The organism is Paractinoplanes atraurantiacus, assembly GCF_900215205.1.
Classification (GTDB): Bacteria; Actinomycetota; Actinomycetes; order Mycobacteriales; family Micromonosporaceae; genus Actinoplanes; species Actinoplanes atraurantiacus.
In genome coordinates, this window is sequence record NZ_OBDY01000028.1 from 79,134 (window position 1) to 104,911 (window position 25,778).

The window sequence follows — 25,778 nt, forward strand, 5'->3', positions numbered from 1 at the left end:
GCGTGCCCTCGTCCCCTCCGGCGCCCCTGGCCGGCAAGGTCATCGTGGTCACCGGCGCCGCCCGCGGCCAGGGCGCCGCCACCGCCGAGGCGCTCGCCGCCGCGGGCGCGTCGGTGGTCGCGGTCGACGTCCTCCCTTTCCCCGCTTCGGCTTCCGCTTTTCGGTCGTGCTCGTTCGACGTGCGCGACGAGGACGCCTGGCGTTCGCTCGCCTCCGAACTGCCGGTGGTCCACGGCCTGATCAACAACGCCGGGGTGGCGGGCCGCGACCGCCTGCCCGACGTGCCGCTGGACGCGTGGGAGCGGACGTTCGCCATCAACGTGACCGGCCCCCTGCTCGGCATTCAGGCTCTGGTCCCGCGCATGCCGGCCGGGGCGTCGATCGTCAACGTCTGCTCGGTGGCCGCGCTCAGCGGGCACGTCGCCGCCGCGTACACCTCAAGCAAATGGGCCTTGCGTGGCCTGACCCGGACGGCGTCGCTGGAGTTGGGCGCCCGCGGCATCCGCGTCAACGCGGTCCTTCCCGGCCTGATCGAGACCCCGCTCATGGAGTCGGCCTCGCCGGCTTTCCGCGCGGCCGCCATCGCCGAGATCCCGTTGTCCCGCACGGGAACCGTCGACGACATAGCCCCGCTGATGGTCTTCCTGATGTCCGGCGCGTCCTCCTACATGAACGGCGCCGAGCTGGTCGTCGACGGCGGCCTGACCGCCCACGTCTCCCACAAACGCATAGCCGACGCCATCGGGAGCCCGTCATGAGGTTCGCCACCGTTCGCGCCGGCACCCAGACCCTCGGCGTCGTCGTCTCACCCTCGGGCTCCCTTCATCCCCTCCCGGGTTCCTCCGTTGATCAACTTGTGGCGCTCGGGCTTTCGCGGGCGCTCGAGATCGGGGCCGAGGCGCTGCGGTCCGCGCCGATCGCCTCCGAGGTCACCTTCCTCGCTCCGGTGCGGCCCACGTGCGTACGCGACTTCGTGACCTTCGAGTCGCATGTGGAGGGTGTGCGCCGCAGTGTCGACGGCTCTTCCGGTGTTCCCGACGCCTGGTACGACGCGCCGACGTTCTACTTCACCAATCCGCACACGATCGTCGGCCCGTCGGCGGAGGTGCGGCGGCCCTGGGGCTGCTCGGCGCTCGACTTCGAACTGGAGGTCGCCTGCGTGCTGGGCTCCGGCGGCACCTCGCTGACCGAGGCCGGCGCCGCCCAGGCGATCTTCGGGTACACGATCTTCAACGACTGGTCGGCCCGCGACCTGCAGAGCCGTGAGTTGAAGGTCGGTCTCGGCCCGGCCAAGGGCAAGGATTTTTGCACCTCCATCGGCCCGTGGCTGGTGACCGCCGACGAGTTCGCCTCCCGCCACGACGCCGACGGCTTCCTCGACCTGGCCTGCACCGTCTCGGTCAACGGCACCGGCGTCGGCCACGACCGGCTCACCTCGATGGGCTGGACCTTCCCCACGATGATCGCCTACGCCTCCCGCGACTCGGTGGTCGCCGCCGGCGACCTGCTCGCCTCCGGCACCACCGGCGGTGGCGGCTGCCTGGCCGAACTGTGGGGCCGCGCCGGCACACAGGACCCGCCGCCCCTCGAACCCGGCGACGTCGTCGCCATCACCGTCGACGGCCTCGGCACCCTCACCACCACGGTGGCCGAAGGCCACCCCGTTCCGCCTCTCACCCCGTTCAGAAAGTAGGGCGTCGCATGTTCGAGTACTTCCCGGGCAACTACATCTGGAACCTCGGCGTGGCCGCGACCCTCAACAGCGGCGGCATGATCGACGAGGTCGACCGGGCCTGCCGCCCCATCCGAGACCTGGCCGCCCGGGGCTCCGACGTCGGCACCCGCGAGTTCATGGCCTCCTGGCAGCGCGTCGCCGACCAGCTCGAAGGCCAGGCGGCCGACGCCGAGAAGGACGGCCACCTCCGTACGGCCGGACAGAAATATCTCCGCGCCGCCGCGTACCTCTGCCAGGCGGAACGCATGCAGAGCGCCTCCGCCCCCGGCCGCAAGGCCGTCTATCAGCACTGCCTCTACCTGATGCAGAAGAGCTTCGACCTGATCGACCCGGCCACCACCCGGGTGCGCGTCCCGTTCGAGGGAACACACCTGCCCGCCTACTTCACGAACGCCTCCCGCGACGGCTCACCCACCCCCACGATGATCATGTGGAACGGCCTGGACTCCACCAAGGAGCACATGTACACCTCGGGCTGGCCGGCCGAGATGGCCGCCCGCGGCATCTCCACCCTGATGGTCGACTGCCCCGGAAGCGGCGAGGCGCTCCGCCTCGAAGGCCTGACCTCCCGCGTGACCACCGAGGACTGGGCCGCCGCCTGCGTCTCGTTCTTGGAGGGCCGGCCCGACGTCCGCAGCGACCGGATCGGCCTGGTCGGCTGGTCGCTGGGCGGCTTCTACGTGCCCCGGGCCGCCGCCTTCGAGAAGCGACTGGCCCTCGCGGTCGCCTGGGGCGCCAACCACAACTGGGGCCAGGTCCAGAAGCGCCGCCGCGAACGCGAGGGCGAGAACCCGGTGCCGCACTACTGGGAGCACGTGCTGTGGGTGTGGGGCGCCCCCGACATCGACACCTTCATCCGGGATGCCGCGGCCGTGACGCTCGAAGGAGTCGTCGAGCAGATCACCTGTCCTTTCCTGATCACTCACGGCGAGAACGACCGCCAGATCCCCGTGGCCGACGCCTACCAGTCCTACGACCAGGCCGTGAACAGCCCTCGCCGCGAGTTGCGGGTGTTCACGCCCGATGAGGGCGCCACCGAGCACATCGGCCTCGACCACCTCCCGCACGTGGGCGCCTTCACGGCGGACTGGATCGAAGACACGTTGGCCTGGCTGGACACGCGCGCATGACGTTCCTCTGGGGTGCTTCCACCGCCTCTCATCAGGTCGAGGGTGGCAACGTCAACAACGACTGGTGGGCGCGCGAGCACGCGCTCGCCCTGCAACCGAGCGGCGACGCCTGCGACAGCTACCACCGCTACGGCGAAGACATCTCCCTCCTTTCGGGCGCGGGCCTGAACGCCTACCGCTTCAGCCTGGAATGGAGCCGCATCGAGCCGGCCCCCGGACAGTTCTCGAGAGCCGCCCTCGACCATTACCGGCGCATGGTCGACGAGTGCCTCTCGCGGGGCGTCACCCCGGTCGTGACGCTGAACCATTTCACCGTGCCGCGGTGGTTCGAGGAAAGCGGCAGTTGGCGATCTGTGGATAACCTCGATCGCTTCGAAGCCTTTGTGGATAAGTCGCTGCCGGTCATCCGCGAGGGCGTACCGTGGGTCTGCACTCTGAACGAGCCCAACCTCACCTCGGTCATCGTCAACATGCGCCACGACGGCTCGATGGCCTTCCCGCCGGCCCCCGACCCCGAGCTGGCCGAGGCGCTGCTGATAGCCCACCGCCGCGCCCGTGAGGTGCTGCGCTCGGTCCACGGCGTCCGCTCCGGTTTCACCATCGCCTCGTTCAACTTGCAGGAAACCCCCGAGGCGGACGACGAGGCCCGGCAACTGCGGCAGGACGCCCAGGACGCCTGGTTCGAGGCGGCGCGAGACGACGACTTCGTCGGCGTCCAGGCGTACTCCCGCATCTGGCTCGGCAAGGGCGGCGCCCTGCCCACCCCCGTCGGCGCCGAGTCGACGATGAACGGCTGGGAGTACTACCCGGCGGCCCTGGGCGAGATGGTCCGCCGAGCGTGGGCGTTGAGCGGCAACACCCCGATCCTGGTGACCGAGAACGGCCTGGCGACGACAGACGACCCGCGCCGTATCGCCTACACCCGGGACGCCCTCGCCGGCTTGGCGGCCGCGATGGCCGACGGCGTCGACGTCCGCGCGTACCTGCATTGGAGCCTGTTGGACAACTTCGAGTGGTTCGAGGGTTACGGCCCCCGGTTCGGCCTCATCGAGGTCGACCGTGAGACTTTCGAGCGGAGACCGAAGCCGAGCCTGGAGTGGCTGGGTTCCGTCGCCCGAGCGAATCCGAAAGGCCCTGTCACCATGTAGAGCGCGGCCAGATACCGTTTTCCGGTGGCCGCCACCCGCCTGAACCGCGTCGCTGTGCTTGTGCTTGAAGGGGCCAAACCCCTTGATGTGGGGATTCCGGCTCAAGTCTTCACGACTCGGGCGAGTATGCCGTACGAGGTGAAGGTCTGTGGGGCCAAGCCGGGTCTGGTGACCGGTGGGGACGGGCTGTCGTATCACGTGGCGGATGGGCTGGATGCCCTCGAATGGGCTGACGTGGCGTTCATCCCGGGATATCGGCGGCCGGACCAGGAGGATCCGCCGGCGACGGTGGTCGGGGCCCTGCGGCACGCTCATGCGAACGGCACGCGGCTGGCCGCCATCTCAACCGGTGCGTTCGCGCTCGCCGCCACCGGGCTGCTCGACGGCAAACGGGCGACCACGCACTGGCACTACACGCGGCAGCTCGCGGCGCGCTATCCGACGGTCAAAGTCGACGAGAACGTGCTCTTCGTCGACGAAGGGAGCGTGCTGACGTCAGCCGGCGCGGCCTCCGGGATCGACCTCTGCCTGCACATCCTGCGCGGGGATCTGGGCGTTGCCGCGTCCAATCATGCGGCCCGGCGGCTGGTGGCCGCGCCCTACCGCAGTGGCGGTCAGGCTCAATATGTGCCGCGCAGTGTGCCCGAGCCGCTCGGGGAGCGGTTCGCGGCCACGCGGGAGTGGGCGCTGCACCGGCTCGGGAAGCCGCTCACGCTGGAGATCCTGGCCCGGCACGCGAAGGTGTCGCCGCGGACCTTCTCGCGGCGGTTCGCCGAGGACACCGGCTATACGCCGATGCAGTGGGTGATGCGGGCGCGCATCGACGTCGCCCGGGAACTGCTCGAACGGTCCGAGCGCGGCGTCGAGCAGATCGCCGCCGACGTGGGGCTGGGCACCGGGGCGAACCTGCGGCTGCACTTCCGGCGCATCCTGGGTACGACGCCGACCGAATACCGGCACACCTTCGCACAGGGTGAAGTGGCGTGATCCTTACGGACCATGGCGCTCACGCCGCTGTCACGCTTCCGCGGCGGACGACAGTCTTGAGGGCATGACACGCATCGCGATCAACGGTTTCGGCCGCATCGGGCGCAACGTGCTGCGCGCCCTGCTCGAACGGGACAGCAAGCTCGAGATCGTCGCCGTGAACGACCTCGCCGAGCCTACGGCGCTGGCGCGGCTGCTCGCCTTCGACAGCACGTCGGGGCGTCTCGGCCGCCCGGTGACCGTCGAGGGTGACACCATCGTCGTGGACGGGCGCCGCATCAAGGTGCTGGCCGAACGCGTACCGGCCGATCTGCCCTGGAAAGAGCTCGGCGTCGACGTCGTGCTCGAGGCGACCGGGCGCTTCACCTCGGCCGAGGCGGCCAAGGGTCATCTCCAGGCCGGCGCCAAGAAGGTCCTGGTCGGTGCGCCCTCGGACGGTGCCGACGTGACGATCGCCGTCGGGGTCAACAGTGACGCCTACGACCCGGCGACCCACACCATCATTTCCAACGCTTCCTGTACGACCAACGCGCTGGCCCCCCTGGCGAAGGTCCTGGACGAGCTGGCCGGGATCGAGCACGGTTTCATGACGACCGTCCACGCGTACACCCAGGAGCAGAACCTGCAGGACGGCCCGCACCGGGACGCCCGGCGGGCGCGCGCGGCCGCCGTCAACATCGTGCCCACCACGACCGGCGCCGCCAAGGCCATCGGCAAGGTCCTGCCCAACCTCGACGGCAAGCTCTCCGGCGACTCCATCCGCGTGCCGGTGCCGGTCGGCTCGATCGTCGAGCTGAACACGGTGGTCGCCCGCGACGTGACCCGCGAGCAGGTGCTCGACGCCTACCGCGCCGCCGCGAACGGTCCGCTGGCCGGCATCCTCGAATACTCGGAGGACGCCCTGGTCTCCTCCGACATCGTCGGCAACCCGGCGTCGTCCATCTTCGACTCGGCCCTGACCCGCGTCGAGGGCCGCAACATCAAGGTCGTGGCCTGGTACGACAACGAGTGGGGCTTCTCGCACCGCGTGATCGACACGCTGGAGCTGCTGGCCGCCTCGGTCTGACCGGCGCGAGCGGTGCGCTCAGGTGCTTCGTGAGGTGACCGCCCGGCCGGTCACCCACGTGGCGATCTGGGCGCGCCGCGAGACGCCGAGCTTCGTGCGGATGTGCTCCACGTGGGCCGCCGCGGTCTTCGGCGCGATGGTCAGGGCCGCGGCGATCTCCCGGTTCGTGCGCCCCTCGGCGACCAGCCGCGCCACCTCCATCTCGCGCGCGGAGAGGACGGGCGCCGGCGAGGCCGGCAAAGGCACAAGACCATTGAGACCCGCTTGGTGGTACGCCGTGACAGCAGCCTCGCGGAACAGGGCGGCGTCCGCCGGCCGGCGTGACCGGGTCGCGCACCGGGCCTGATCGAGCAGGACGGCCGTGCCCTCCCAGAAGCGGCCCCGGGCCGCCCAGAACGCGGCGGCCGTCTCCAGCGCCGCCCGCGCCTTCCCGGTCTGGCCCTCGTGCAGCAGGATCAGCCCTTCGGCGTGGTCGATCGCGCCGAGCGTGCCCGGGATGCCGCGTTCCCGCAGCAGCTCCGACGTGCGCCGCACCCAGTCGCGGGCGGCCGTCGGCCCGGTGGCGGCCAGATACGCCCGGGTGCCGGTGACGACGTACGGGAAAAGGTAGGCCGCGTCCCGCACGCGCGAGGAAGCCTCGAAGCCCTCCTCGCAGAGGGCGATGGCTTTGGCCGGCTCCCCCTGCGCGAGGGCCACTTCGGCCTGGCCCCACCAGGCGGGGGAGAGGCGCTGGAGTTCACGCATCGCCGCGCCGAGCCGCGCGGCCTCGCCGAGATGAGCGCCGGCCTCGTCGTGGAGACCGCGGCTCAGCGCGACATAGCCGAGCACATGCCGCGCGGTGATCTCGGTGGTGATGCCGCCGCCGTCGGCCAGCACCCGCTGGGCCAGCCGGCCGGCGTCGTCGACGGCGCCGGTGGCCCACCGAACGTGCGCCAGGTGCGCGGTCATGTAGTGCTCGTCGTTGACCCGCTCGGCCCGGGCCGCGTAGCCGATCCCTTCCTCGAGCACGGCCGCGGCCTGCGGATATTCCACCAGGACGGACATGCTGGAGCCGAGCATCCGATAGGCGCGGGCCGCCTGCGCCTCGAGCCGCAGACCGGCCGAGCGCGTGATGGCGCCGCGCAGCAGATCGGCGCCTTCCGTCATGCGCCCGGCGAAGAGGAACACCGACCCGAGCGTCGCGTCGAGGTCACAGCGCAGCTGATGGCGACCGGCCGCGGGTGGCGCGTGCGGATCGGGCGGCGCGGCCGGATCGGGCGGCGCGTGCGGATCGGGCGGCGCGGCCGGCGCGGGCGGCGCGGGCGGCGTGGGCGGATCGGCCGAATCGGGTGGCGCCGGCGGATCGGGTGGCTCGGCGTCGGTGAGGGAGCGGGCCAGCTCGCCGTCGGTGATCGCCTCGGTGAGCATGCGGTCCAACATGTAGGCGGCCGACAGGGCCGCGTGGATCCGGGCACGTTCGGCGGGATGGTCCGCGACCAGCGGCAGCGCGGCGCGCAGGGCGGTCGTGCGCTCGTTCAGGTCGGCGCCGAGCAGGTGGCGGACCGCGACCCAGTCGGGCAACAGCGCGGCCGCGCGCGGGCTGTCGCCCCGCTCGATCCGCAGCCGGTAGGCCTGCTCGTAGCAGGCCGCCGCCGCGGCGTTGTCGTCGACGGCCGCGAGCTCGGCGGCGAGCGCGGCCAGCAGGTCGGCCCGCTCGGCGGCCGGCCGCCCGGCCGGCCAGGTGCGCTGGGCCCGCTGGTAGAGCTGGACGGCCTCGCGGTGCGCGGACATGGCCGACGCCTCGGTGGCGGCGGCCAGCGCGTGCCGGAACGCGTGATCGGCGAGGCCGGCCCGCTCGTACTGGTCGCTGAGGAACGCGTCCGGGAAGCCGGTGGCGGCCGCCGCGGCCCGGGCGTGCAGGTCACGCCGCCGGAGCGGGGCGATGTCGGCGTAGAGCGCGTCCCGGATGAGCGCGTGCCGGAAGTCGTACCCGTCGCGGTCGGCGCGCGGATGCACGAAGAACCGCGACGTGAGCTCGCGCAACCCGGCATCCACGGCGTCCGGCCCTTCGCCGGTGATCGCGGTGAGCAGGCCCAGATCGAAGGAGCGGCCCAGCACGGAGGCCACTTCGGCAAGCGCCCGCGACGCCGGCGACAGCTGGGCGGCCCGCGCGAGCACCGCGTCGGCCAGCGTCTCGGGAACGCCATCACCAACGGCTGTAAGCCCGGCTGCCGTAAGTCGCGCGACCGAAGAGCCGGCGACCAGAGTTTCCGTGGTCGGCGACCCGGCGACCGACGACCCGGCGCCCGGGAATCCGGCGGCCAGGAACTCTTCGACGTGCAGCGGGATGCCGTCGCTGCGGGCGTGAACCGACGCGGTGACCGCCCGCGGCAGGTCGGTGCCGGTGATCGCGGCGGCCATGGCGGCGGTCTGCGACGGGCCCAGGCGGGCCAGGCGCACCTCCTCGGCCAGGCGCTGGGTCAGCAGCCGGGTGCGCCACTGCCGCATCGGCACGCGGGGGTAGAGCTCGTCGCTGCGGTAGGTGCCGACGACGATCAGGCGCATCTGCTGGGCGCGGGCGCCGAGCCGCCCGATCACGTCGAGGGTGAGGTCGTCCGCCCAGTGCAGGTCTTCGCACGCCACGAGCACTCCAGCGGCCGGCAGCGCAGCGGGCGGCTCGGCGGCAGGGACGGCGGCCGGCTCGGGCGCGGCCTGCGCTCCGGCTATCAGGTCGGCCAGGTCGGCGACCAGCAGGCGGCGCTGCCGGTGCTGGTCGCCGTCGGACAGCTCGTGCAACCGCTGCTGGAGGCGCTTCCCGGCTGCCCGGGCCGCCGGATCGCGGCGCATCTCGGCGCCGAGGTCGGCCAGCAGCCCGCCGGCGATCTCGGTGTCGCCCGGCGAGGCGCCCGCCGCGAACACCGCGTACCCCATGGCCCTCGCCCGGCGAATGATCTCGCCGAGCAGCCGGGTCTTGCCGATCCCGGCCTCGCCGGCCAAAAACAGCAGCTCCCCGGTGGACGCGGCCAGGCGTCGATCGGCGAGCGCGACGAGATCGTCACGCCCGATGAGAACCGGGCTGGTCAGCGGCACCCTGCGACTTTAGGTCGCGGCCCGGCCCTTGTTAGGTGCTCTGACCGATGTCCGACCGGCGGCCGCGCCGAAAACTGAGGGCATGGCGAAATTCATGGATGTACACAGCGGATTCCACGGCGTCACCGCCGAGCAGCTGAGCGAGGCGCACGACGCCGACCTCAAGATCGAGGGCGACGAGGGCGTGCACTTCGAGCGCGCCTGGCTCGACCCGGAGGCGGGCAAGGTGTTCTGCCTGAGCACCGGGCCGAGCAAGGAGGCGGTCATGCGCGTTCACGAACGCGCGGGTCACCCCACGACCGAGGTCTACGAGCTGACGACCGAGGTCTGATCGCCGGCCGGTGAGGCGAACGACGGGCTGACGTTCGTCCGCGAGCGGACGATCTCGACCACGTGCGCGACGGCGTCGTCGACGGCGACGCCGTTGCGCTGCGAGCCGTCCCGGTAGCGGAAGGAGACCGTGCCCCCGTTGACGTCGTCGTCACCGGCGATCGCCATGAAGGGGATCTTCTGCTGCTGGGCGGTACGGATCTTCTTCTGCATGCGGTCGGTCGAGTGGTCGACCTCGGCGCGGATGCCCTGCTTGCGCAGCTTCTGGACGAACTCTTCGAGGTACGCCGCGTGGTCGTCGCGGATCGGGATGCCGACCACCTGCACCGGCGCCAGCCAGGCCGGGAACGCGCCCGCGTAGTGCTCCACCAGCACGCCGAAGAAGCGCTCGATCGAGCCGAACTTCGCCGAGTGGATCATCACCGGCTCCTGGCGGGTGCCGTCGGCCGCCTGGAACTCCAGCCCGAAACGGGCCGGCTGGTTGAAGTCGTACTGAATCGTCGACATCTGCCACGTACGGCCGATGGCGTCCTTGGCCTGGACCGAGATCTTCGGGCCGTAGAAGGCGGCGCCACCCGGGTCGAGCACCAGCTCGAGACCCGACTCGGCGGCCACGTCCTCCAGGACCTTGGTCGCGACCGCCCACTGCTCGTCCGAGCCGATGAACTTGTCGCTCTTCGGGTCGCGGGTCGACAGCTCCAGGTAGTAGTCGTCCAGGCCGAAGTCGTCGAGCAGCGAGCGCACGAAGTTCAGCAGGTGCTTGATCTCGCCCGGCGCCTGCTCGGCGGTCACGTACGAGTGGGAGTCGTCCTGGGTCAGGCCGCGCACCCGGGTCAGGCCGTGCACCACACCCGACTTCTCGTAGCGGTACACCGTGCCGAACTCGAAGAACCTCAGCGGCAGCTCACGGTAGGACCGCCCGCGCGACCTGAAGATCAGGTTGTGCATCGGGCAGTTCATGGCCTTGAGGTAGTAGTTCGCCCCTTCGAGCTCCATCGGGGGGAACATCGTGTCCTTGTAGTACGGCAGGTGCCCGGAGGTGTGGAACAGCCCCTCCTTGGTGATGTGCGGCGAGGAGACGTACTGGAAGCCCTCCTCGATGTGACGGGCCCGGACGTAGTCCTCCATCTCCCGCTTGATGATGCCGCCCTTGGGGTGGAACACCACGAGACCGCTGCCGATCTCATCGGGGAAGGAGAAGAGGTCGAGCTCGGTGCCCAACTTGCGGTGGTCGCGGCGCTCGGCCTCGGCAAGACGATTGAGGTACGCCTTCAGCTCGTCCCGCGACGGCCACGCGGTGCCGTAGATGCGCTGGAGCTGCGGGTTCTTCTCGCTGCCACGCCAGTAGGCGGCGGCCGACCGCATCAGCTTGAACGCCGGGATGAGGCGGGTCTTGGGCAGGTGCGGGCCGCGGCACAGGTCGCCCCAGACGCGCTTGCCGTCCTTGTCGACGTTGTCGTAGTGGGTCAGCTCGCCGTGGCCGACCTCCATGACCTCGTCGGCGTCGACGTCACCCTTGAGGTCGACCAACTCCAGCTTGTACGGCTCGTCGGCCAGCTCGACCTTGGCCTCTTCCAGCGACTTGTACTCCCGGCGGCGGAAGCTCTGCCCGGCCTTGACGATCTCCTGCATGCGCTTCTCGAGCTTCTGCAGGTCTTCGGGCTGGAACGGCTTCGGCACGTCGAAGTCGTAGTAGAAGCCGTTGTCGATCGGCGGGCCGATGCCGAGCTTGGCCTCGGGGAAGATGTCCTGCACGGCCTGGGCCAGCACGTGCGCGGCCGAGTGGCGCAGCACGTTGAGCCCGTCGGGCTCGTCGATCGCGACCGGGGTCACGTCGGTGTCGAGCTCGGGCTGCCAGTCGAGGTCGCGCAGGCGGCCGGAGGCGTCACGGACGACGACGACCGCCTTGGGGCCGGTCGTCGGCAGGCCGGCTGCGGCCACCGCGTCGGCGGCCGTAGTCCCGGCCGGGACGACGAGAGGGTCGGCCACAGCGGGGGTACGGGGTGCGGACACGGTGATCTCCTTTACGAAAAGCATGCGTAGGCCTTGACGATGCTATCCGCCCAGAAATTCCCGCGATGAAGCAGCAACGTTTTCCGCCGGTGGATCACCCGTGCCCGAGCCGCCGCCGGCCGGCCGGATCGGTCACCGGCCCGGGTTGAGGCGGCGGGGCACGCACTGGTTGGCCCGCTTGGCCGCGGTGAGCTCGGCGAACTGGGTCTCGCACCAGGCGTGGACAGCGTCCGCGTCGGCGAAGTGGCCCACGGCGAAGGTCCCCCAGAGGAAGTGGCCGTTGATCTTCTGCCGCTTGCTGTAGTCGGTGCTCTTGATCAGCACGACCGGATGGTCGGCGCTGCCGTGGGCGTCCCGCAGGCTGCGGTGCTCGGCCAGGATGTCGGCGGCCATGAAGGTGTGCGAGCCGTGGACCGTGGTCTGCAGTGGGTCCACGATGCCGGGATATTTGGTGGCGATCTGGGCGGCGTACTGCCCTTGGAACGAGATCGTCGACGCGTCGTCCCGCCAGATCTGCTCCAGCTCGGCGACCGGCGCCTGCTCCGAGCCGGCGCCGAGCGGGGTGGTCGCCACCGCCGTCGGCCCGGTCTCGGTCTCGGGCTCGGTCTCGGGCTCGGTCGTGTCGGCCCCGGTCGGCAGTGCGCCCGCCGGCGCCGGCTCGCCGTAGGTCGTCTCGGGTTCCCGCGTGACCGGCACGCCCGGGTCGGCGTTCGCGGCCTGGCCGGTGGTCTGCTGCTGCTGTTGCGCGGCCGGCGTCCTGCCGCCGTCGCCGTCGCCCGACCGCAGGAACACGATCGTGCCGCCGGTGACCAGAAGCAGCAGAACCCCGACGGCCAGGGCGACGACCATCCCGTTGATGCCACGCCGCGGCGGCGGAGGCCCCGGGACCGGCCCCGGCATCCCCGCGGCGACCCCGGGCATCGTCCAGGCCGGAGGCGCGGACTGATGCGCCAGCACATAGGGCGGCGGCTCAGTAGGTGGCCCCGCTTGGCCGCCGTATGGCTGGGTGGGTGGACCGACCTGGGCGTACGGCGCGGTCGGGGGCTCGGTCTGGGCGTACGGCGCCGTTGGAGGTTCGGCCTGAGCGTAAGGCGGCGGTGTCGGAGGTTCCGCCTGATCAAACGATGGCTGCGAGGGTTCCGGCCGGAAGAAGGCCTGTGGCTGCTGTGTCGGAGGCTGCGGCTGTGCGGGAGGCGGCGGCTGTACGGGAGGCGGCGGCGTTGTCGAGTGGGCCGCGGGCGTCTCCGCGGTGGGCTCGTTGTTGGCCAGCGAGCTCAGAGAGCTCAGGTCCCAGAGGCCGCCGGTCTTGTTGTCGTCGGTCATCGCTCTCAGTCCCCGCACACAGTGACTCGCCGCGCGCCCACGGCGCTCTCCACCCGGCGCCCTTGCGCGAATTCCATTCCACTCCCCGGGTTCGCGTCGCATTCAAGGCGGAGCGTAACGCCGCGTAAAGGAAGCACAACAGATCCTTTTCAGTCGGCCCTCGCGATGATCGCCGAGCCCGAATGTCCGAACGGGCCACTGCGCCGTGCGCCCGAGGATGATGCTGTAGTGCCTGGTAGGGAATGTGATCACTGTGGACCTGGGCTGCCCTGAGAATGCGTACTCGGAAAGAGTGGGAAATTGACGGCCGACCTTCATCAGGACGAATTACTACGAACGGATGAGGTGCTCACCGACGCACAGCTGACCGATTCTCGGTCGCGCGGTGACGAGCGGCTGCGCGTCGGCGTTCGTATCGGCCGGCCGCTGCTCTATCCGGTGGAGGCGGGCGATCTGCCGCCGGCGCTGCCGAGGTCGTCGACCACCCGCTATGTCGGCGCGCTGTTCGCCTTCGACCTCGATCCGGCGCCGGCCGGCTACCGGTACGCGGCGGCCCGCTTCACGGTGGACCTCGGCGCCGCCGACGTCACCGCCGTCGTCGTGCACACGGGCGCCGAACAGCTGGGCGTGCTCGCCGACGGCATAGCCTCGCCGCTGGGCGACCGGGCCTCGCGCGCCGCCCCGGCGTCGCTGCTCGACCGCTTGCGCTCGCGCGAGGACCGGCCGCCGGCCTGGACGACCGGTGTGCGCAGCGCCCGTTTCGGCTGGCGCTATCACGACCGCCGCGGCGCCACGTTGCTTCCCCGCACGTACGGCGTCCACGCCCTTCTGGAGACGCCCGCGGCGCTCGGCGAGCTGTCCGGCGCTTTCGAGGCCGAGCTCGATCTGACCGGCCGGGTCCGCCGGGCGGTCTCGACCACCGAACGGATCCCTTTCACCGCCCGCATGCCCGGCACTGCGACAGGCAAGTCCGCGGCCGTACGCCTGTGCATGGCGGCCGACATCGTCGGTTACAGCGACCACGGCCCCGAGCCCGCCGCCCGCCTCCAGCACGATCTCGTGCGGATCCTTCAGGAGGGCCGCTCCGCCGCTGGTGTCACGCCCGGCCAGGTCACGCCGCAACCGCAGGGCGACGGCCAGTTCACCGTACTGCCGGTCGGCCTGGACGAGGCCGCGGCCGTGCCCCGCCTGATCCAGGGCATCGCCGGCGCCCTGGCCGCCCGCAACGCCGCAGCCGCCGCCCCCGCCGCCGGCGACCGCATGCGCCTTCGCCTGGCCCTGCACCGGGGCCTGGTCCGCGAGGCCGACAACGGCTGGGTCGGCCGGGCCGCCACCGCCGTGCACCGCCTGCTCGACTCGGCCCCACTGCGCGCCGCCGTGATCGAGCATCCGGCCGCCGACTATGTGCTCGGCGTGCCCGACGTGCTTTTCGCCGACGTGCTGTCCAGCGGGGACGATCCGCCGCCGGCCGCGTTCCGTCCGGTCACCGTCGACATCCCGGCCAAGGGCTTCCTCGAGCGCGGCTGGATCTTCGTACCGGAGCCGGCCGCGTGAGCGCCGTCTACGCCCTGATCGTGGGCATCGACGCCTACCGCGCGGTCCCCCCGCTGGCCGGCGCCCGCAACGACGCCGTCGCCGCCCTGGCCTACCTGCGTTCCCGCGTCGGCGACGACCGGCTGTACCCCCTCGAACTGCACGACCGCCAGGCGACCCGGGCGGCGATCATCGACGGCATCCGCACCCACCTGGGCCGCGCCGGCAAGGACGACACCGCGATCCTCTGGTACGCCGGTCACGGCTCCCAGGCGCCGGCGCCTCCCGAGCTGTGGGCCCTGGAATCGGAGGGCCTGGTGCAGACCCTGGTCTGCGCCGATTCGCGCGAGGGGGACATCCCCGACCTGTACGACAAGGAACTCTCGGTCCTCCTCGACCAGGTGGCCGCGAACGGCGCCCATGTCGCCGCCGTCCTCGACAGCTGCCATTCGGCCGGCGCCCTGCGCGGCGAGATCCCCGAGGCCGCGGCCCGCCCCCGCCGCGTACAGCCGGCCTCCCACGCGCCGAAACCCGAAAGCTTGATCCCCGAGCTGCGATCGGGCTGGGCCGCGCTGCCGCCCACCAGCCGCCTGGTCCTGCTGGCCGCCTGCCGCTCCGACCAGCTCGCCCAGGAGCTCCCCGTCGACAACGTCAGCCGCGGCGTCTTCAGCTGGGCCTTGCTGACCGCCCTCAACCAGCTCGGCCCGCACGCCACCTATCGCGAGCTGCTGGCCGCCGCCCGCTGCGCGGTCGAGGACAAAGCCCAGTTCCAGTCCCCGCAACTGACCGGCGACCTCCCCGCCGACCAGCCGTTCCTCGGCGGCACCTTGCGGGCCGCCCCGTCCGCGATAACCATGCGCCACCACGCCGACCGCTGGGAGATCGACGCCGGCTCCTGCCACGGCATGCCCCCCGCGTGGCCCGGCCCACTGCGCGTCGCCGTAGCCGCCCCCGGCCCAACCCGCCCCGCGCGGGTGACGTCGGTGTCGGTCGACCGCTCGGTGGTCGAGCCCGACGGCTGGCATCCCGATCCCACACGCCAGTACCCGGTAGTCGTCACCCAACTGCCCCGGCCCACGCTGACCGCCACCGTCCACGACTCCACCGAGCTGACCGGCCCGCACGAGTCGACCGGCCCGCACGAGTGGACCGGCCCGCATGAGTCGACCGGCCCGCATGAGTCGACCGGCCCGCATGAGTCGACCGGTCTGACCGAGCTGACCAGCCTCCCCGGACCGAGCGGCCTGACCGGCGCCACCCGGCTGAGCGAGCTGACCCAGCTCATCGACCGGTCCCCGTTCCTGCGGTTGGCCCACGCCGACCGAAACCAGGTCCCCGATCTGCGCTTCTGCTCACTGCCCGGCGGCGGCATCCGCATCCTCGGCACCGGCGGCCTCCCCGTGGCCCCCGACCTCCGTGGCGCGGACGCCGCGGTGCGGGCCGGAGAGCACATCGCCCGGTGGCGGCAGGTGGGTGCGCTCGAGAATCCGGGCTCGCCGCTGGCCGGGGCGGTGCACCTGGAGATCGTGGCAAGGATGCCCGGCGACACGAGCGCGCCGCTGCACCGCCTCCCGTTGCGCCCAGGCCCGGACGGCTTGATCCGGCTGGAGTACGAGCGGCGCGACGGCGTATGGACCGCGCCGACCGCCTTCATCCGGCTGCACAACACGACCGGCCGCTCGCTCTACTGCGTCCTGCTCAACCTGACCGAGCGCTACCGCGTCCACGCCACGCTCTTCCCTGGCGCTTTCATCGGCGCCGCCCGGGCCGGCGCGGCGCTGAACGGCCGCCCGGTGCGGTTCAGCCTGCCGACGGGCACGCCGGCCACCCCCGGCGCGCAGGTCCACGACCGCCTCAAGCTCATCGTCGCCGAGGACGAGTTCGGCGCCCACCCGTTCGAGCAGGGCACACTCGACGACCTCACCCGGCGCGGCGCGCTTCCACCGGTGGCGATGACCCGCGACGCCGGCGCCGCCGACCCCGACGACGCGTACGACTGGACGACAACCTCTCTTACCGTCGTGACCGCCGTACCGTCGCGCGCCGAACCGTCCTGAGCACCGTGCCGCCCGGCGCGCCGTGCCGCCCGGCGCGCCGTGCCGCCCGAGCACCGAGCCGTCCTGAGCACCGAGCCGTCCGGACCGCCGTGCCGTCCCGAGCACTGTTCCGTCCTGAGCGTCGTGCCGCCCGGGCGCGGTGCCATCGCACTGGTGACCGCCACTCCGCGGCGGCGGGCGGCGCTCGACGAGGAAGCTTCGGCATGCGCAGATGCGCGCCCGCTAGGCCGCCATCCTGAGCTGGTCGGGCGCGGCCACAGTGGGGTTATGGACGAGGTGCAGGACGTTGCGGCGAGGACGCCGGGCCGGGTCGAACGTGGCCGGGGGAATGAAGTCGTGGTGCCCGTCCGCGTTCAGACGGATCTCCCAACCGGCCGTGGGATGGTGGATCAACCGGTGGTGGCCGCGGCAGAGAAGCACGAGATTGTCCAAGGTGGTGGCGCCACCCTCCGTCCATGACAGGACATGATGGGCGTCTGTCCATCGGGCCGGACGATCGCAGCCCGGGAAGGCGCAGCCGCCGTCGCGGACGTGCAGGGCGCGGCGCAGCGGGCCCGTGGCGAGCCGGGTGGTGCGGCCCAGGTCCAGCACCTGGCTTTGGCCGCCGAGGACGACCGGCAGGATTCGGGCGTCGCAGGCCAGGCGCCGTGCGGTCGCCGCGGACAGGCGGGCTCCGGTGTCGGTTGTCGCCGTGCCCAGCGCCCGGGTGAGCGGATCGTAGGGGATGGTGACGGCCAGTTGGGCCGGTTCGCCGCCGCTGGCGGGCAGTTGCTCGCTGCGCAACGCCAGACGGCACACGTCGACCAGCGCGTCGGCGCGCTGCTGGGCCGGGCGATGCTGGTCGATGGAGTCGCTGTCCGGGTCCGGGCGGCCGGTGAAGTTAGGGCTGTCTGAGCCTGGGCGGCCGGTGGGGTCGGCGCTGTCTGGGCCTGGGCGGTCGATGGGGACGGGACGGCCACCAGGGGCGGGACGGCCAGTGGGGAGAGGACGGCACAGCGGGTCCAGGGCGGCCCGCACCAGGGCGGCGTCCTCCAGGCCGAGGGTGCCGGACAGTCGCACCTGGCCGTTGCGCGGGGCGGACATTGTGAAGCCGCGGGCCCGGTGGGCGCGGGCCTCCTGGCGGGCCAGGGCGGCCTCCTCGGCGCGCTCGGCGATGTGCGGGGCGACGTGGGTGAGGATGCGGTCGCCCGCCTTGCGCAGGAGCAGCGCGGGGAACTGGGCCGCCATGTCGAGCAGAGTGTCCCGCGCCTGCCGCAGCAGCGTGGCGGCCTCGGCGGGGCCGATCTCGTCGAGGTCGGCCAGGCCGGTCTCGACGGTGTCCACCGTGTCGGCGATCACCGTGGCCTGCCGCGCGTCGACGCGTCCGTCGAGCAGCGCCTGTTCCAGCGAGGGATGCCGGGTCAGGGCGGTGGCCAGGTCGGCGAGGTCGCGGGCGGGCCGCGGGTCGCACCGCAGTTGCGCGCACAGCCAGGCCCGGGTGGTGCGTGAGCCGTGCCGGGCGGGCAGTCCGCGTACGCCGGCCTGCTGCGCCAGCAGCGCTTGCAGGGTGGTGGCCGTCTGTTCCAGCCGATACGCCGCCCGCAGGCAGGCGGTGAGCTCGTCGTCGTCCAGTGGCCACAAGGGTGTCGCGGCTAGCTCGGCCACATCCGTGTTGAATCGGTCCAGTTCTCCTATCACGACAGCCATGTTCGAACACACGTACGACAACTTTGGGCCTTCGATCGGCCGGGGCTAGATCTACTCCCGCCATCTGCGAAAGCGGCGCCGAGGCCTAGCGATCTAGGGCGGACAACTGCTGTTCGCGCTCGGTGCGGGCTCGGCTGCCTGTGTCGCCGCGCAGGGACTCGTCCTGAGCCCGGGAGGCCAGCAGCGACTGTTCGGCTCGGGTGCGGAGCAGGCGGGCCGCGGTCTCGCGGTCGCGGGTGGGCAGGCCGGTGGCGGTGGCGATGATGTCGGGCTGCTCGGTAATGAGGCGGTCCTGGATCATCGGGTGGAGGCCGAGCCACCACTCGGCGCGGTTTCGTGGGGTCCATGCGGCCAGGGACGGGCCGTCGATCTTCGGGTAGTCGGGGAGCTTGTCGTCCGGGCCGAAGTCCTCTCGGTAGCTGTTGCGGCCCAGGATGGCGGCCGCCCGCTGGTCGGCCTCGTCGGCTCGGGTCAGGACCTGGGAGATCTGCTGGGCGTACGCGTCGATGGTGGCCTGGGTGACAGTGGTTTGGGTGACCGAGCCGGCCAGGGCGAGCGGCACGGTGATCTCGCCCGAGGCCAGGTCGATCTGCAGGCCGTGGCCGCGGGCCTCGGCCACCAGTTGGTCGAGCAGGCGGCGGCACTGGTCCAGGTCGTCGGCGAACTCGCGTGCGGCGACTCCGGTGGCGACGCAGTTGTCGTGGGCGTTGCCGAGGCGTACACGCAAATGAACGCCTTTGTCTCTCGCGGCCTGGGCGGCCTCGCCGGAGAACCAGTGGTCCTCGAGGTCGCTGGTCCGCAGTGTCAGATCCTCCACCGCCCGGTCGATGCGCAGGCCGAGCCGCATCCACTGCTCGGCGACACCCCGGACCGCCGCCAGGTCGGCCCGGAGAAGCGCCTGCAAGCTGATGGTCATGGCATCCTCCCGGCCGACCTCTCGTCGGCGACGAGGTAGGCCAGTGCGGCGGTGCGGAGCTCGACCCCGTACGCCCGGACCTCGTCGGCCAGCCGGCCGAGCGTGACCTCCCAGCCGAAGCCAGACTGGGACAGTTGCGACGGGCACATGAGCGAGCCCTCGACGGCCTCGCCGGCCCGCATGGCCCACCCGTAGATGCCGGCGGCGTCCGCGGCGAGCCGGTCGCCCACATCGGCCACCTCGTCGCCGTCGTCCATCAGTGCGGGAACGTTCATGCCGGTCATAACTTCACCCTCCGTGTCGTTGTCACTACGGAAGGTACAAAAGCTATGCCAGTACGGGGGTGGGGTGCTGCTCGGTCCTCGTCAAGCGCAGCCAGACGAAGAAACCCCAGATCACGAAGGCGGCGTAGACGGCGTAGAGGACGGCCGACGGGTAGTACTTGAAGTGCAGCAACTCGGGTACGCCGACCAGGTCGACCGCGATCCAGCACAGCCAGAACTCGACCCAGCCGCGGGCCATCGCGTACGTAGCCAGCATCGAGCCGACGAAGATCCAGGAGTCGGCCAGGTAGTACCACCACGGGACCGGGAAGCCGGCGCCGACCGCGCGGAAGACGAAGAAACAGGCGAATACCGCGATGAGCGCTCCGCCCCCGTACAAAAGCCTCTGCCTGGGTGTTGCCCATTGGGGTGTGACAGCCGTGCCGTGGGTGCGGACCCGGTTGCTGTGCCACCGCCACCAGCCGTACACACTGGCGATCAAGAAGAACACCTGGCGGGCCGCCTGGCCGTAGAGCGGGGTGCCCTGATCGTTGCCGACCGCCTGGCCCATGAAGACCGTGAAGAGCAACACGTTGCCGACGATGCCGACCGGCCAGGCCCAGGCGTTGCGGCGCAGGCCGAACAGGGCCGAGCCCAGGCCGAACGCGTTGCCGAGGATCTCACGGTAATAGATCGCCTGATCGGGGGTCACCTGCCATTTGGCGGTGTACAGGGTGGTCAGCGCATGATCGAGCCAGGTCACGGCTCATCGTAAGTGGGAATCCCGCACGGCCGGGGCATAGTGGCAGTGTGACCTCCCCCGCCACCGCCACCCGCCTCTACGAGGACGGCAAGGTCGTCGCCGAGAACTTCCCGTGCGAGGACTCCATGGCCATGCTCGATCAGCACCCGGGCGCGGTGCTCTGGGTCGACCTGCTGCACCCCGAGGCGGCCGACCTCCAGTCGATCGCCGGCGTCTTCAACCTGCACCCGCTCGCCGTCGAGGACGCCCTCGAGAACCATGAGCGGCCCAAGCTTGACCGCTATCCCAACCACATCTTTCTTAATGTGTACGGGGTCGACATCGCGACCGGCGACACGGCCACCTTCGGCAAGACCGAGCTCAGCGTGTTCGTCACCGACCGGGCCCTGATCACCGTGCGGAAATCGGACAGCGACACCACACGGCTCGTCGAGCGGTGGGACGCCAACGCCGATCTGAGCAAGGGCGCCGGGGTCGCCTTCCTGCTCTACGGGCTGCTCGACGTGGTCGTCGACGGGCACTACGCGGCCACCCAGCAGCTCGACGCGTCGATGGACAGTGTGGAGGACGCCCTGCTGGAGGAGGGCGGCGCGCCCCGGCCGGTCCGGGTGCACGCCATGGAACTCCGTAAGATCATCGCGGCCCTGCGCCGGGCCATCGCGCCTATGCCCGAGCTGGTCGGCCAGGCCATGCGGGCCGATCTCGGGCTCGTCGACGAGCACCTGATGCCGTACTACCGAGACGTCGAGGACCACGCCAAGCACACCGTCGACCAGGTCGAGCATCTGCGCGACCGCATCGAGGGGCTGCTGCAGGCCGACCTGGCCGAGCAGGGCAACGTGCTCAACGACGTCACCCGCAAACTGGCCGCCTGGGCCGCGATCGTGGCCGTGCCGACCGCGGTGACCGGCTACTTCGGGCAGAACCTTCCCTACCCGGGCTACGACCGTTTCTGGGGCTTCCTGCTGAGCACCGCCCTCATCGTCGTGATTTCGGGCGGGTTGTACGTCTCCCTGAAGCGCCGTGGCTGGCTGTAGCCTCCCCTGATGACGACGCTCGACGTGGAAGAGGCGGACATCGCCTGGGGAGACGACGCGCCGGTGCTGCGCGGCGTCACCGTGCAGGCCAACCCCGGCGAGATCCTGGCCGTCACAGGCACGTCCGGGGCGGGCAAGACCACACTGCTCAGCGCCATGGCCGGGCTGCTGCCGCCGGTGACCGGGCTGGTGCTGGCCGACGGCGAGAAGGTCACCGACCGCGACCAGGCGGTGAAGCTGGGCATCGTGCTGATCCCGCAGGACAACGGGCTGGCCGCGATCCTGACCGCGGCCGAGAACATCTCGGTGGCCGTCATCGCCACCGGCGGCACGGCGGCCGAGGCCCGCCGCCGCACGGCCGAGTCACTCGAGCCGCTGGGCCTGTCGGCTCAGGCCAACCAGCTCATCGAGGAGCTGTCGGGCGGCCAGCAGCAGCGCACAGCGATCGCCCGGGGCCTGGCCCTGCGCGGCGACGTCCTGCTGGCCGACGAGATCACCAGCGAGCTCGACGCGGCCAACCGCCAGCGCGTGATCGAACTGCTCAAGGCCGAGGCGGCCCGGGGCGTGGCCGTCGTCTTCGCCACCCACGACCCCGAGGCCGCGGCCGCCTGCGACCGGGAGCTGCACCTGGCCGACGGTGAGGCGGTCTGGGCCCGTCCCTAATGCTCCCCGGGGACCAGTGTGACTTCGCCGTCGACGTGCTGGACGGTGAACAGGGTGCCGGGCGGATAACTGCCCAGCACCTCCGGGGGCAGCTGCACGGTGCCGTCGCCGGCGACCACGGCGAAATCCTGGCCGTCGCGGCCCTCGGCGCCGACCCGGCCGTCGCGGATCGTCACGGCCCGGCCCAGGCGGGCGCCGACCTCGTTGTCGTGGGTGACCACGACGATCGTGGTCTGGCGCTCGGCGTTCACCGTCTCCATGGCCGCGAGGACCTCGTCGCGGCCGGCGGTGTCGAGGCGGCTCGTCGGCTCGTCGACCAGTAGCAGGCCGGGGCCGGTGGCGATGCCCACGGCCAGGGCGGCCCGCTGCCGGCCGCCCGGCGTCAGGTCGGACAGGCGCTGACGGCCCTGGCCGGGCAGGCCGACCAGGTCGAGGATGCGGTCGGGGTCGTCGAGCGTGATGCCGCGGCTGTGCGCGGCCCGGCGCTGGGCGAGCCAGATGTTGCGGTGCAGCGACGCGTACGGCAGCAGGTTGCGGGCGGCGCCCTGCAGGACGACGCCGATCTCGGTGCCGCGCAGGCGGCTGACCTCGCTGTCGGAGAGCTTGCCCATGTCGTACGTGCCGATGTTGATCCGGCCCGCGGACGGGCGCATCAGCCCGGCCAGCAGGGCGATCAAGGTGGACTTGCCGGAACCGGACGGCCCGACCAGGGCGATGGTCTCGCCCGGCGCGATGGACAGGTCGACACCGGCGAGGGCGACGACGTCGCCGGCCTCGGCACGGTAGATGTGCACCACGCGGCGGCAGGCGACGGCGAGTCCGTTCATGCGCCACACGCTAGCGAAGGGTGCGGCCTGGTGACGACCCGCTACGCGGCCGCATTCTAGGGTGTGCGCGTGCGTGACATCGCCGTTTTCTCCGGATCCGCCCATACCGAACTCGCCGCCGAGATCTGCCACCACCTCGGCGTGCCGCTGCTGCCGACCAAAACATCGAGGTTCGCCAACGACGTCATCGAGGTGCAGTTGCAGGGCAACTGCCGCGAACGGGACGTCTTCCTGATCCAGCCGCTGGTGCCGCCGACCCAGGAGAACCTGGTCGAGCTGCTGTTCATGCTGGACGCGGCCCGGGGCGCCTCGGCCGGGCGCATCACGGTGGTGATGCCGCATTACGCGTACGCCCGCAGCGACAAGAAGGACGCGCCGCGCATCTCCATCGGTGGCCGGCTGGTGGCCGACCTGCTGACGACGGCGGGCGCCAACCGGGTGCTGGCCATGACGCTGCACGCGCCGCAGGTGCACGGCTTCTTCAGCATCCCGGTCGACCATCTGCACGCGCTGCGGGAGCTGGCCGACCACTTCAAGGTGTACGACCTGAGCAACACAGTCGTGGTCTCGCCGGATCTGGGCAACGCCAAGGAGGCGGCGGCGTTCGCGCGGCTCCTGGGAGTGGGGGTGGCGGCGGGCGCGAAGCAGCGGTTCGCCGACGACAAGGTCGTGATCAGCACGGTGATCGGCGACGTGGCCGGCAAGGACGTGATCGTGCTGGACGACGAGATCGCCAAGGGCAGCACGGTCTTCGAGCTGCTGGACCGGCTGCGTGAGCGCGGCGCGAACAGTGTGCGGGTCGCGTGCACGCATGGGTTGTTCGCGGCGGACGCGGTGCAGCGGCTCTCGGCTGAGAAGGACATCGAGGAGATCGTCTGTACGAACACAGTGCCGATCCCGGCCGCCAACCAGACCGACAAATTGACGGTCCTGTCGGTGGCGCCGGCCCTGGCCGAGGCAATGCGCCGAATCCACAACGGCGAGTCGGTGAGCGCGCTGTTCGCTTGAGTGCGCTGTTCGCTTGAGTGCGCTGTTCGCTTGAGCGCGGGATGGAGGGGGACGGGGAGGGCAAGACTCCGTCCCCCGCGAGCACAGTTTCATCCGCCGGGTCGGGCTCAGCTCCTTTCGCCGAGGGGGTGTACAGAAGTAGCTGGGAGCGCTCCCATTGATGAATGTAACTCCCCGAGGCGGCCAGCGCTAGGTGGTGCCTCGGGTCGCTCTGGGCGTGGGTGTCAGACGGTGCCGCAGGTTGCTGTGGGTGTGGCTGGGATGCCGGAATTGATGAAGCCGAACGATGTCGACGCCCCGGCGGCCAAGGAGCCGTTGTAGGAGGCGTTCGTTGCGGTCACGGTGGAGCCGCTGGCGCTGACTGTGGCGTTCCAGCCCTGCTGCACCGAGACCGCCGATGGGTAGGCCAGCGTCACTCGCCAACCGCTGATCGCGGCCGCGCCGGCCGTCACCGTCACGGTGCCCTGGTAGCCGCCCTGCCACTGGCTGCTCACCGAATACGTGGCCGAGCAGGCGCCCGTCGCCGGCGGGGGAGTGGTAGTCGGCGGCGGGGTGGTGGGCGGAGGGGTGCTGGGCGGCGGGGTGGTGGGCGGCGGGGTGCTGGGCGGAGGCGTGGTCGGTGGCGGTGTCGTCGGGGGCGGCGTCGTGGTGGTGCCGCCGAAGTTGACGTCGCTGCAGAAGTAGTAGGACTGGTCGGCGTGGCTGGCCTGCCAGATCGTGTAGACCATGGCCCGGCCGCTGCGGCCCGAGAGGCGCACCGGTGTGCTGATCGCGACGCCGTTGCTCAGCTGCTCCGGCCACTGTGCGGCGGGAGTGTTGCCGATCTCGGCCACCTTCTGCAGGTCGGACCATCTCAGGGCCTGTGTCGTCGGGTCGAAGCCGGGCTTCGTCACGTACACCCAGATGTAGTCGGCGCCGTGGCGGGCGCCGTCGAAGAGGCGTACGTCGAAGGAATTTCCGATGTTCGCCGCCTGCCAGTTGCCGACGGCGTCCATCGCGTTGTAGCGGCCGCTCTCGGTGTGGCCGGCGCTGCACAGCTGCCCGTCGGGGATGGCGGCCTGGTGGTTGCCGGCCACGCCCTCACGGAACAGGCCGTTCCAGTTCCACATGGCGTTCGGGTTGGCCTGCCACGCCTGCCAGCACATCGGGTCGAGGGTGGCCATGGTCGGGTCCTGGAACTTGCTGCCCCAGCGTTCGTAGCAGCCGTAGTTGCGCGACGCGGGCCCGGTCACGTTGCCGTGGGCCGACGCGGGACTGGAGGGGGCGAGGAGGGCGACGGCGGCGATGAGGACGCCGGCCATCGCGCTGACTATCAAGGGTTTCGTACGCATGAGGGCTCGTGCTCCGCGGTGTCTGGAGAACTTGCGGAGGACTGCCCTCAGTCTCCGCGGGGGTTGCCGGCGCGTGGACATCACCCTGACCGTTGAATCGATTAATGTCAATAAGTGTCACCGGGTACAAATAACGCATGGAATCCGTGCGCGCTGCCGCTGCTCTGCTCAGAGACGCCGGCGCCGTCGTCGTCTTCACCGGGGCCGGCATGTCGGCCGAGAGTGGCATCCCCACTTTCCGCGACTCGCTGACCGGGCTCTGGGCACGTTTCAGCCCCGAGGAGCTGGCCACCCCCGAGGCCTTCGAGAAAGACCCGGAGCTGGTCTGGAGCTGGTACGAGTGGCGCCGCGCCGCCGTCGAGAAAGCCGCGCCCAACGCCGGCCACGAGGCGGTGGCGGAAATCGGCGGCACCTTGATCACTCAGAACGTCGACGACCTGCACGAGCGGGCCGGCTCGGCTGACCCGATCCACCTGCACGGCAGCCTGTTCGCCCCGCGCTGCTTCGACTGCGGGCGCGCGACCACCGGCGCGGTCTGTGCCGAGTGTGGTGGCCGGTCCCGGCCCGGCGTGGTCTGGTTCGGTGAGCAGTTGCCGGCCGCGGCCCTCGCCAGAGCGGTCGAGGCGGCCGAGAGCTGCGACCTGCTGATCACCGTGGGCACGTCCGGCCTGGTCTACCCGGCGGCCGAGATCCCGCACGTGGCCGCCGTGAACGGCGCCGCCGTCATCCAGGTCAACCCGCGGCCGACGCCGCTCGACGAGGTGGCGGCGGTGAACCTGCGGGGCACGGCGGCCACGCTGTTGCCCGCGATCCTCAGGGAAGCCACAGGGTAAAAACCTGGCGAACCGCCACCAAGCACCCCGTACGGCGCGGATCATGTCGTCATGGGTGTC

22 protein-coding genes are annotated in these 25,778 nt (G+C 71.3%); 13 read left to right on the forward strand and 9 right to left on the reverse strand.

Annotation, left to right across the window (positions count from 1 at the left end):
- Window positions 1-2: 2 nt before the first annotated feature.
- The 6 genes from CRP55_RS40670 (at window position 3) to gap (ending at window position 6,066) form a co-directional block, all read left to right on the forward strand.
- On the forward strand, window positions 3-758 hold the full coding sequence (locus tag CRP55_RS40670) for an SDR family NAD(P)-dependent oxidoreductase (protein ID WP_245923678.1): 756 nt from the start codon (window positions 3-5) through the stop codon (window positions 756-758).
- Complete coding sequence (locus tag CRP55_RS40675; protein WP_097327338.1) at window positions 755-1,693, forward strand: fumarylacetoacetate hydrolase family protein; 939 nt, start codon at window positions 755-757, stop codon at window positions 1,691-1,693. Before CRP55_RS40670 ends, CRP55_RS40675 begins: the two co-directional genes overlap by 4 nt.
- An 8-nt stretch (window positions 1,694-1,701) precedes the next feature.
- Window positions 1,702-2,865 carry an alpha/beta hydrolase family protein gene (locus CRP55_RS40680; protein WP_097327339.1) on the forward strand — a complete coding sequence of 388 codons (1,164 nt, stop codon included), beginning with the start codon at window positions 1,702-1,704 and terminating at the stop codon, window positions 2,863-2,865.
- The gene (locus CRP55_RS40685; RefSeq protein WP_097327340.1) at window positions 2,862-4,013 is read left to right on the forward strand and encodes a glycoside hydrolase family 1 protein; all 1,152 of its coding nucleotides are present in this window, start codon (window positions 2,862-2,864) and stop codon (window positions 4,011-4,013) included. The genes CRP55_RS40680 and CRP55_RS40685 overlap by 4 nt, the downstream gene beginning before the upstream one ends.
- Before the next feature lie 24 nt (window positions 4,014-4,037).
- On the forward strand, window positions 4,038-5,000 hold the full coding sequence (locus CRP55_RS40690; protein WP_097327341.1) for a GlxA family transcriptional regulator: 963 nt from the start codon (window positions 4,038-4,040) through the stop codon (window positions 4,998-5,000).
- A gap of 64 nt (window positions 5,001-5,064) precedes the next feature.
- Entirely contained in the window at window positions 5,065-6,066 is a 1,002-nt protein-coding gene (gap, locus tag CRP55_RS40695) for a type I glyceraldehyde-3-phosphate dehydrogenase (RefSeq protein ID WP_097327342.1), read from the forward strand.
- Window positions 6,067-6,084: 18 nt separating this feature from the next.
- Here gap and CRP55_RS40700 read toward each other — a convergent pair whose 3' ends face one another.
- Window positions 6,085-9,135, reverse strand: a complete 3,051-nt coding sequence (locus tag CRP55_RS40700; RefSeq protein WP_097327343.1) for a helix-turn-helix transcriptional regulator — start codon at window positions 9,133-9,135, stop codon at window positions 6,085-6,087.
- 82 nt (window positions 9,136-9,217) lie between these two features.
- On the opposite strand from CRP55_RS40700, the gene CRP55_RS40705 reads away from it, so the two are divergent.
- A complete protein-coding gene (locus CRP55_RS40705; protein ID WP_097327344.1) occupies window positions 9,218-9,466 on the forward strand; it encodes an SCO4226 family nickel-binding protein in 249 nt (82 codons plus the stop codon).
- Here the strand turns inward: CRP55_RS40705 and thrS are convergent.
- On the reverse strand, window positions 9,442-11,478 hold the full coding sequence (gene thrS, locus CRP55_RS40710; protein ID WP_179855547.1) for a threonine--tRNA ligase: 2,037 nt from the start codon (window positions 11,476-11,478) through the stop codon (window positions 9,442-9,444). The two genes, CRP55_RS40705 and thrS, sit on opposite strands and share 25 nt — an antisense overlap.
- Before the next feature lie 132 nt (window positions 11,479-11,610).
- A complete protein-coding gene (locus CRP55_RS40715; protein ID WP_097327346.1) occupies window positions 11,611-12,327 on the reverse strand; it encodes a hypothetical protein in 717 nt (238 codons plus the stop codon).
- A 774-nt stretch (window positions 12,328-13,101) separates the two neighbouring features.
- Here CRP55_RS40715 and CRP55_RS53570 point away from each other — a divergent pair.
- Complete coding sequence (locus CRP55_RS53570) at window positions 13,102-14,355, forward strand: hypothetical protein (protein WP_179855548.1); 1,254 nt, start codon at window positions 13,102-13,104, stop codon at window positions 14,353-14,355.
- A complete protein-coding gene (locus CRP55_RS40720) occupies window positions 14,352-16,391 on the forward strand; it encodes a caspase family protein (protein ID WP_179855549.1) in 2,040 nt (679 codons plus the stop codon). Before CRP55_RS53570 ends, CRP55_RS40720 begins: the two co-directional genes overlap by 4 nt.
- Window positions 16,392-16,613: 222 nt before the next feature.
- On the opposite strand, the gene CRP55_RS40725 is transcribed toward CRP55_RS40720, so the two are convergent.
- The 4 genes from CRP55_RS40725 to CRP55_RS40740 all read right to left on the reverse strand — a co-directional run bounded on the left by CRP55_RS40725 (window position 16,614) and on the right by CRP55_RS40740 (window position 19,998).
- Entirely contained in the window at window positions 16,614-18,068 is a 1,455-nt protein-coding gene (locus tag CRP55_RS40725) for an HNH endonuclease signature motif containing protein (protein ID WP_245923679.1), read from the reverse strand.
- Between the two features lie 94 nt (window positions 18,069-18,162).
- Complete coding sequence (locus CRP55_RS40730) at window positions 18,163-18,993, reverse strand: Rv0964c family protein (protein WP_097327349.1); 831 nt, start codon at window positions 18,991-18,993, stop codon at window positions 18,163-18,165.
- Window positions 18,990-19,277, reverse strand: a complete 288-nt coding sequence (locus CRP55_RS40735; protein ID WP_097327350.1) for a hypothetical protein — start codon at window positions 19,275-19,277, stop codon at window positions 18,990-18,992. Before CRP55_RS40735 ends, CRP55_RS40730 begins: the two co-directional genes overlap by 4 nt.
- Window positions 19,278-19,320: 43 nt before the next feature.
- Window positions 19,321-19,998 (reverse strand): nicotinamide mononucleotide transporter family protein, encoded by a 678-nt coding sequence (locus CRP55_RS40740; RefSeq protein ID WP_438865846.1) that lies wholly within the window; start codon window positions 19,996-19,998, stop codon window positions 19,321-19,323.
- Between the two features lie 68 nt (window positions 19,999-20,066).
- Here CRP55_RS40740 and CRP55_RS40745 point away from each other — a divergent pair, with 68 nt between their 5' ends.
- Complete coding sequence (locus CRP55_RS40745; protein WP_245923680.1) at window positions 20,067-21,056, forward strand: magnesium transporter CorA family protein; 990 nt, start codon at window positions 20,067-20,069, stop codon at window positions 21,054-21,056.
- A 9-nt stretch (window positions 21,057-21,065) separates the two neighbouring features.
- Window positions 21,066-21,719, forward strand: a complete 654-nt coding sequence (locus CRP55_RS40750; RefSeq protein ID WP_097327352.1) for an ABC transporter ATP-binding protein — start codon at window positions 21,066-21,068, stop codon at window positions 21,717-21,719.
- Here CRP55_RS40750 and CRP55_RS40755 read toward each other — a convergent pair.
- Window positions 21,716-22,546, reverse strand: coding sequence for an ABC transporter ATP-binding protein (locus tag CRP55_RS40755; protein WP_097327353.1), 831 nt, complete (start codon window positions 22,544-22,546; stop codon window positions 21,716-21,718). The two genes, CRP55_RS40750 and CRP55_RS40755, sit on opposite strands and share 4 nt — an antisense overlap.
- A gap of 69 nt (window positions 22,547-22,615) precedes the next feature.
- Between CRP55_RS40755 and CRP55_RS40760 the strand changes: the two genes are divergently transcribed.
- A complete protein-coding gene (locus CRP55_RS40760) occupies window positions 22,616-23,554 on the forward strand; it encodes a ribose-phosphate diphosphokinase (RefSeq protein WP_097327388.1) in 939 nt (312 codons plus the stop codon).
- 224 nt (window positions 23,555-23,778) lie between these two features.
- On the opposite strand, the gene CRP55_RS40765 is transcribed toward CRP55_RS40760, so the two are convergent.
- Window positions 23,779-24,885: a lytic polysaccharide monooxygenase auxiliary activity family 9 protein gene (locus tag CRP55_RS40765; RefSeq protein ID WP_097327354.1), complete on the reverse strand. Its 1,107-nt coding sequence runs from the start codon at window positions 24,883-24,885 to the stop codon at window positions 23,779-23,781.
- 137 nt (window positions 24,886-25,022) lie between these two features.
- Between CRP55_RS40765 and CRP55_RS40770 the strand changes: the two genes are divergently transcribed.
- Window positions 25,023-25,718 carry an SIR2 family NAD-dependent protein deacylase gene (locus tag CRP55_RS40770; RefSeq protein ID WP_097327355.1) on the forward strand — a complete coding sequence of 232 codons (696 nt, stop codon included), beginning with the start codon at window positions 25,023-25,025 and terminating at the stop codon, window positions 25,716-25,718.
- Window positions 25,719-25,778: the final 60 nt, after the last annotated feature.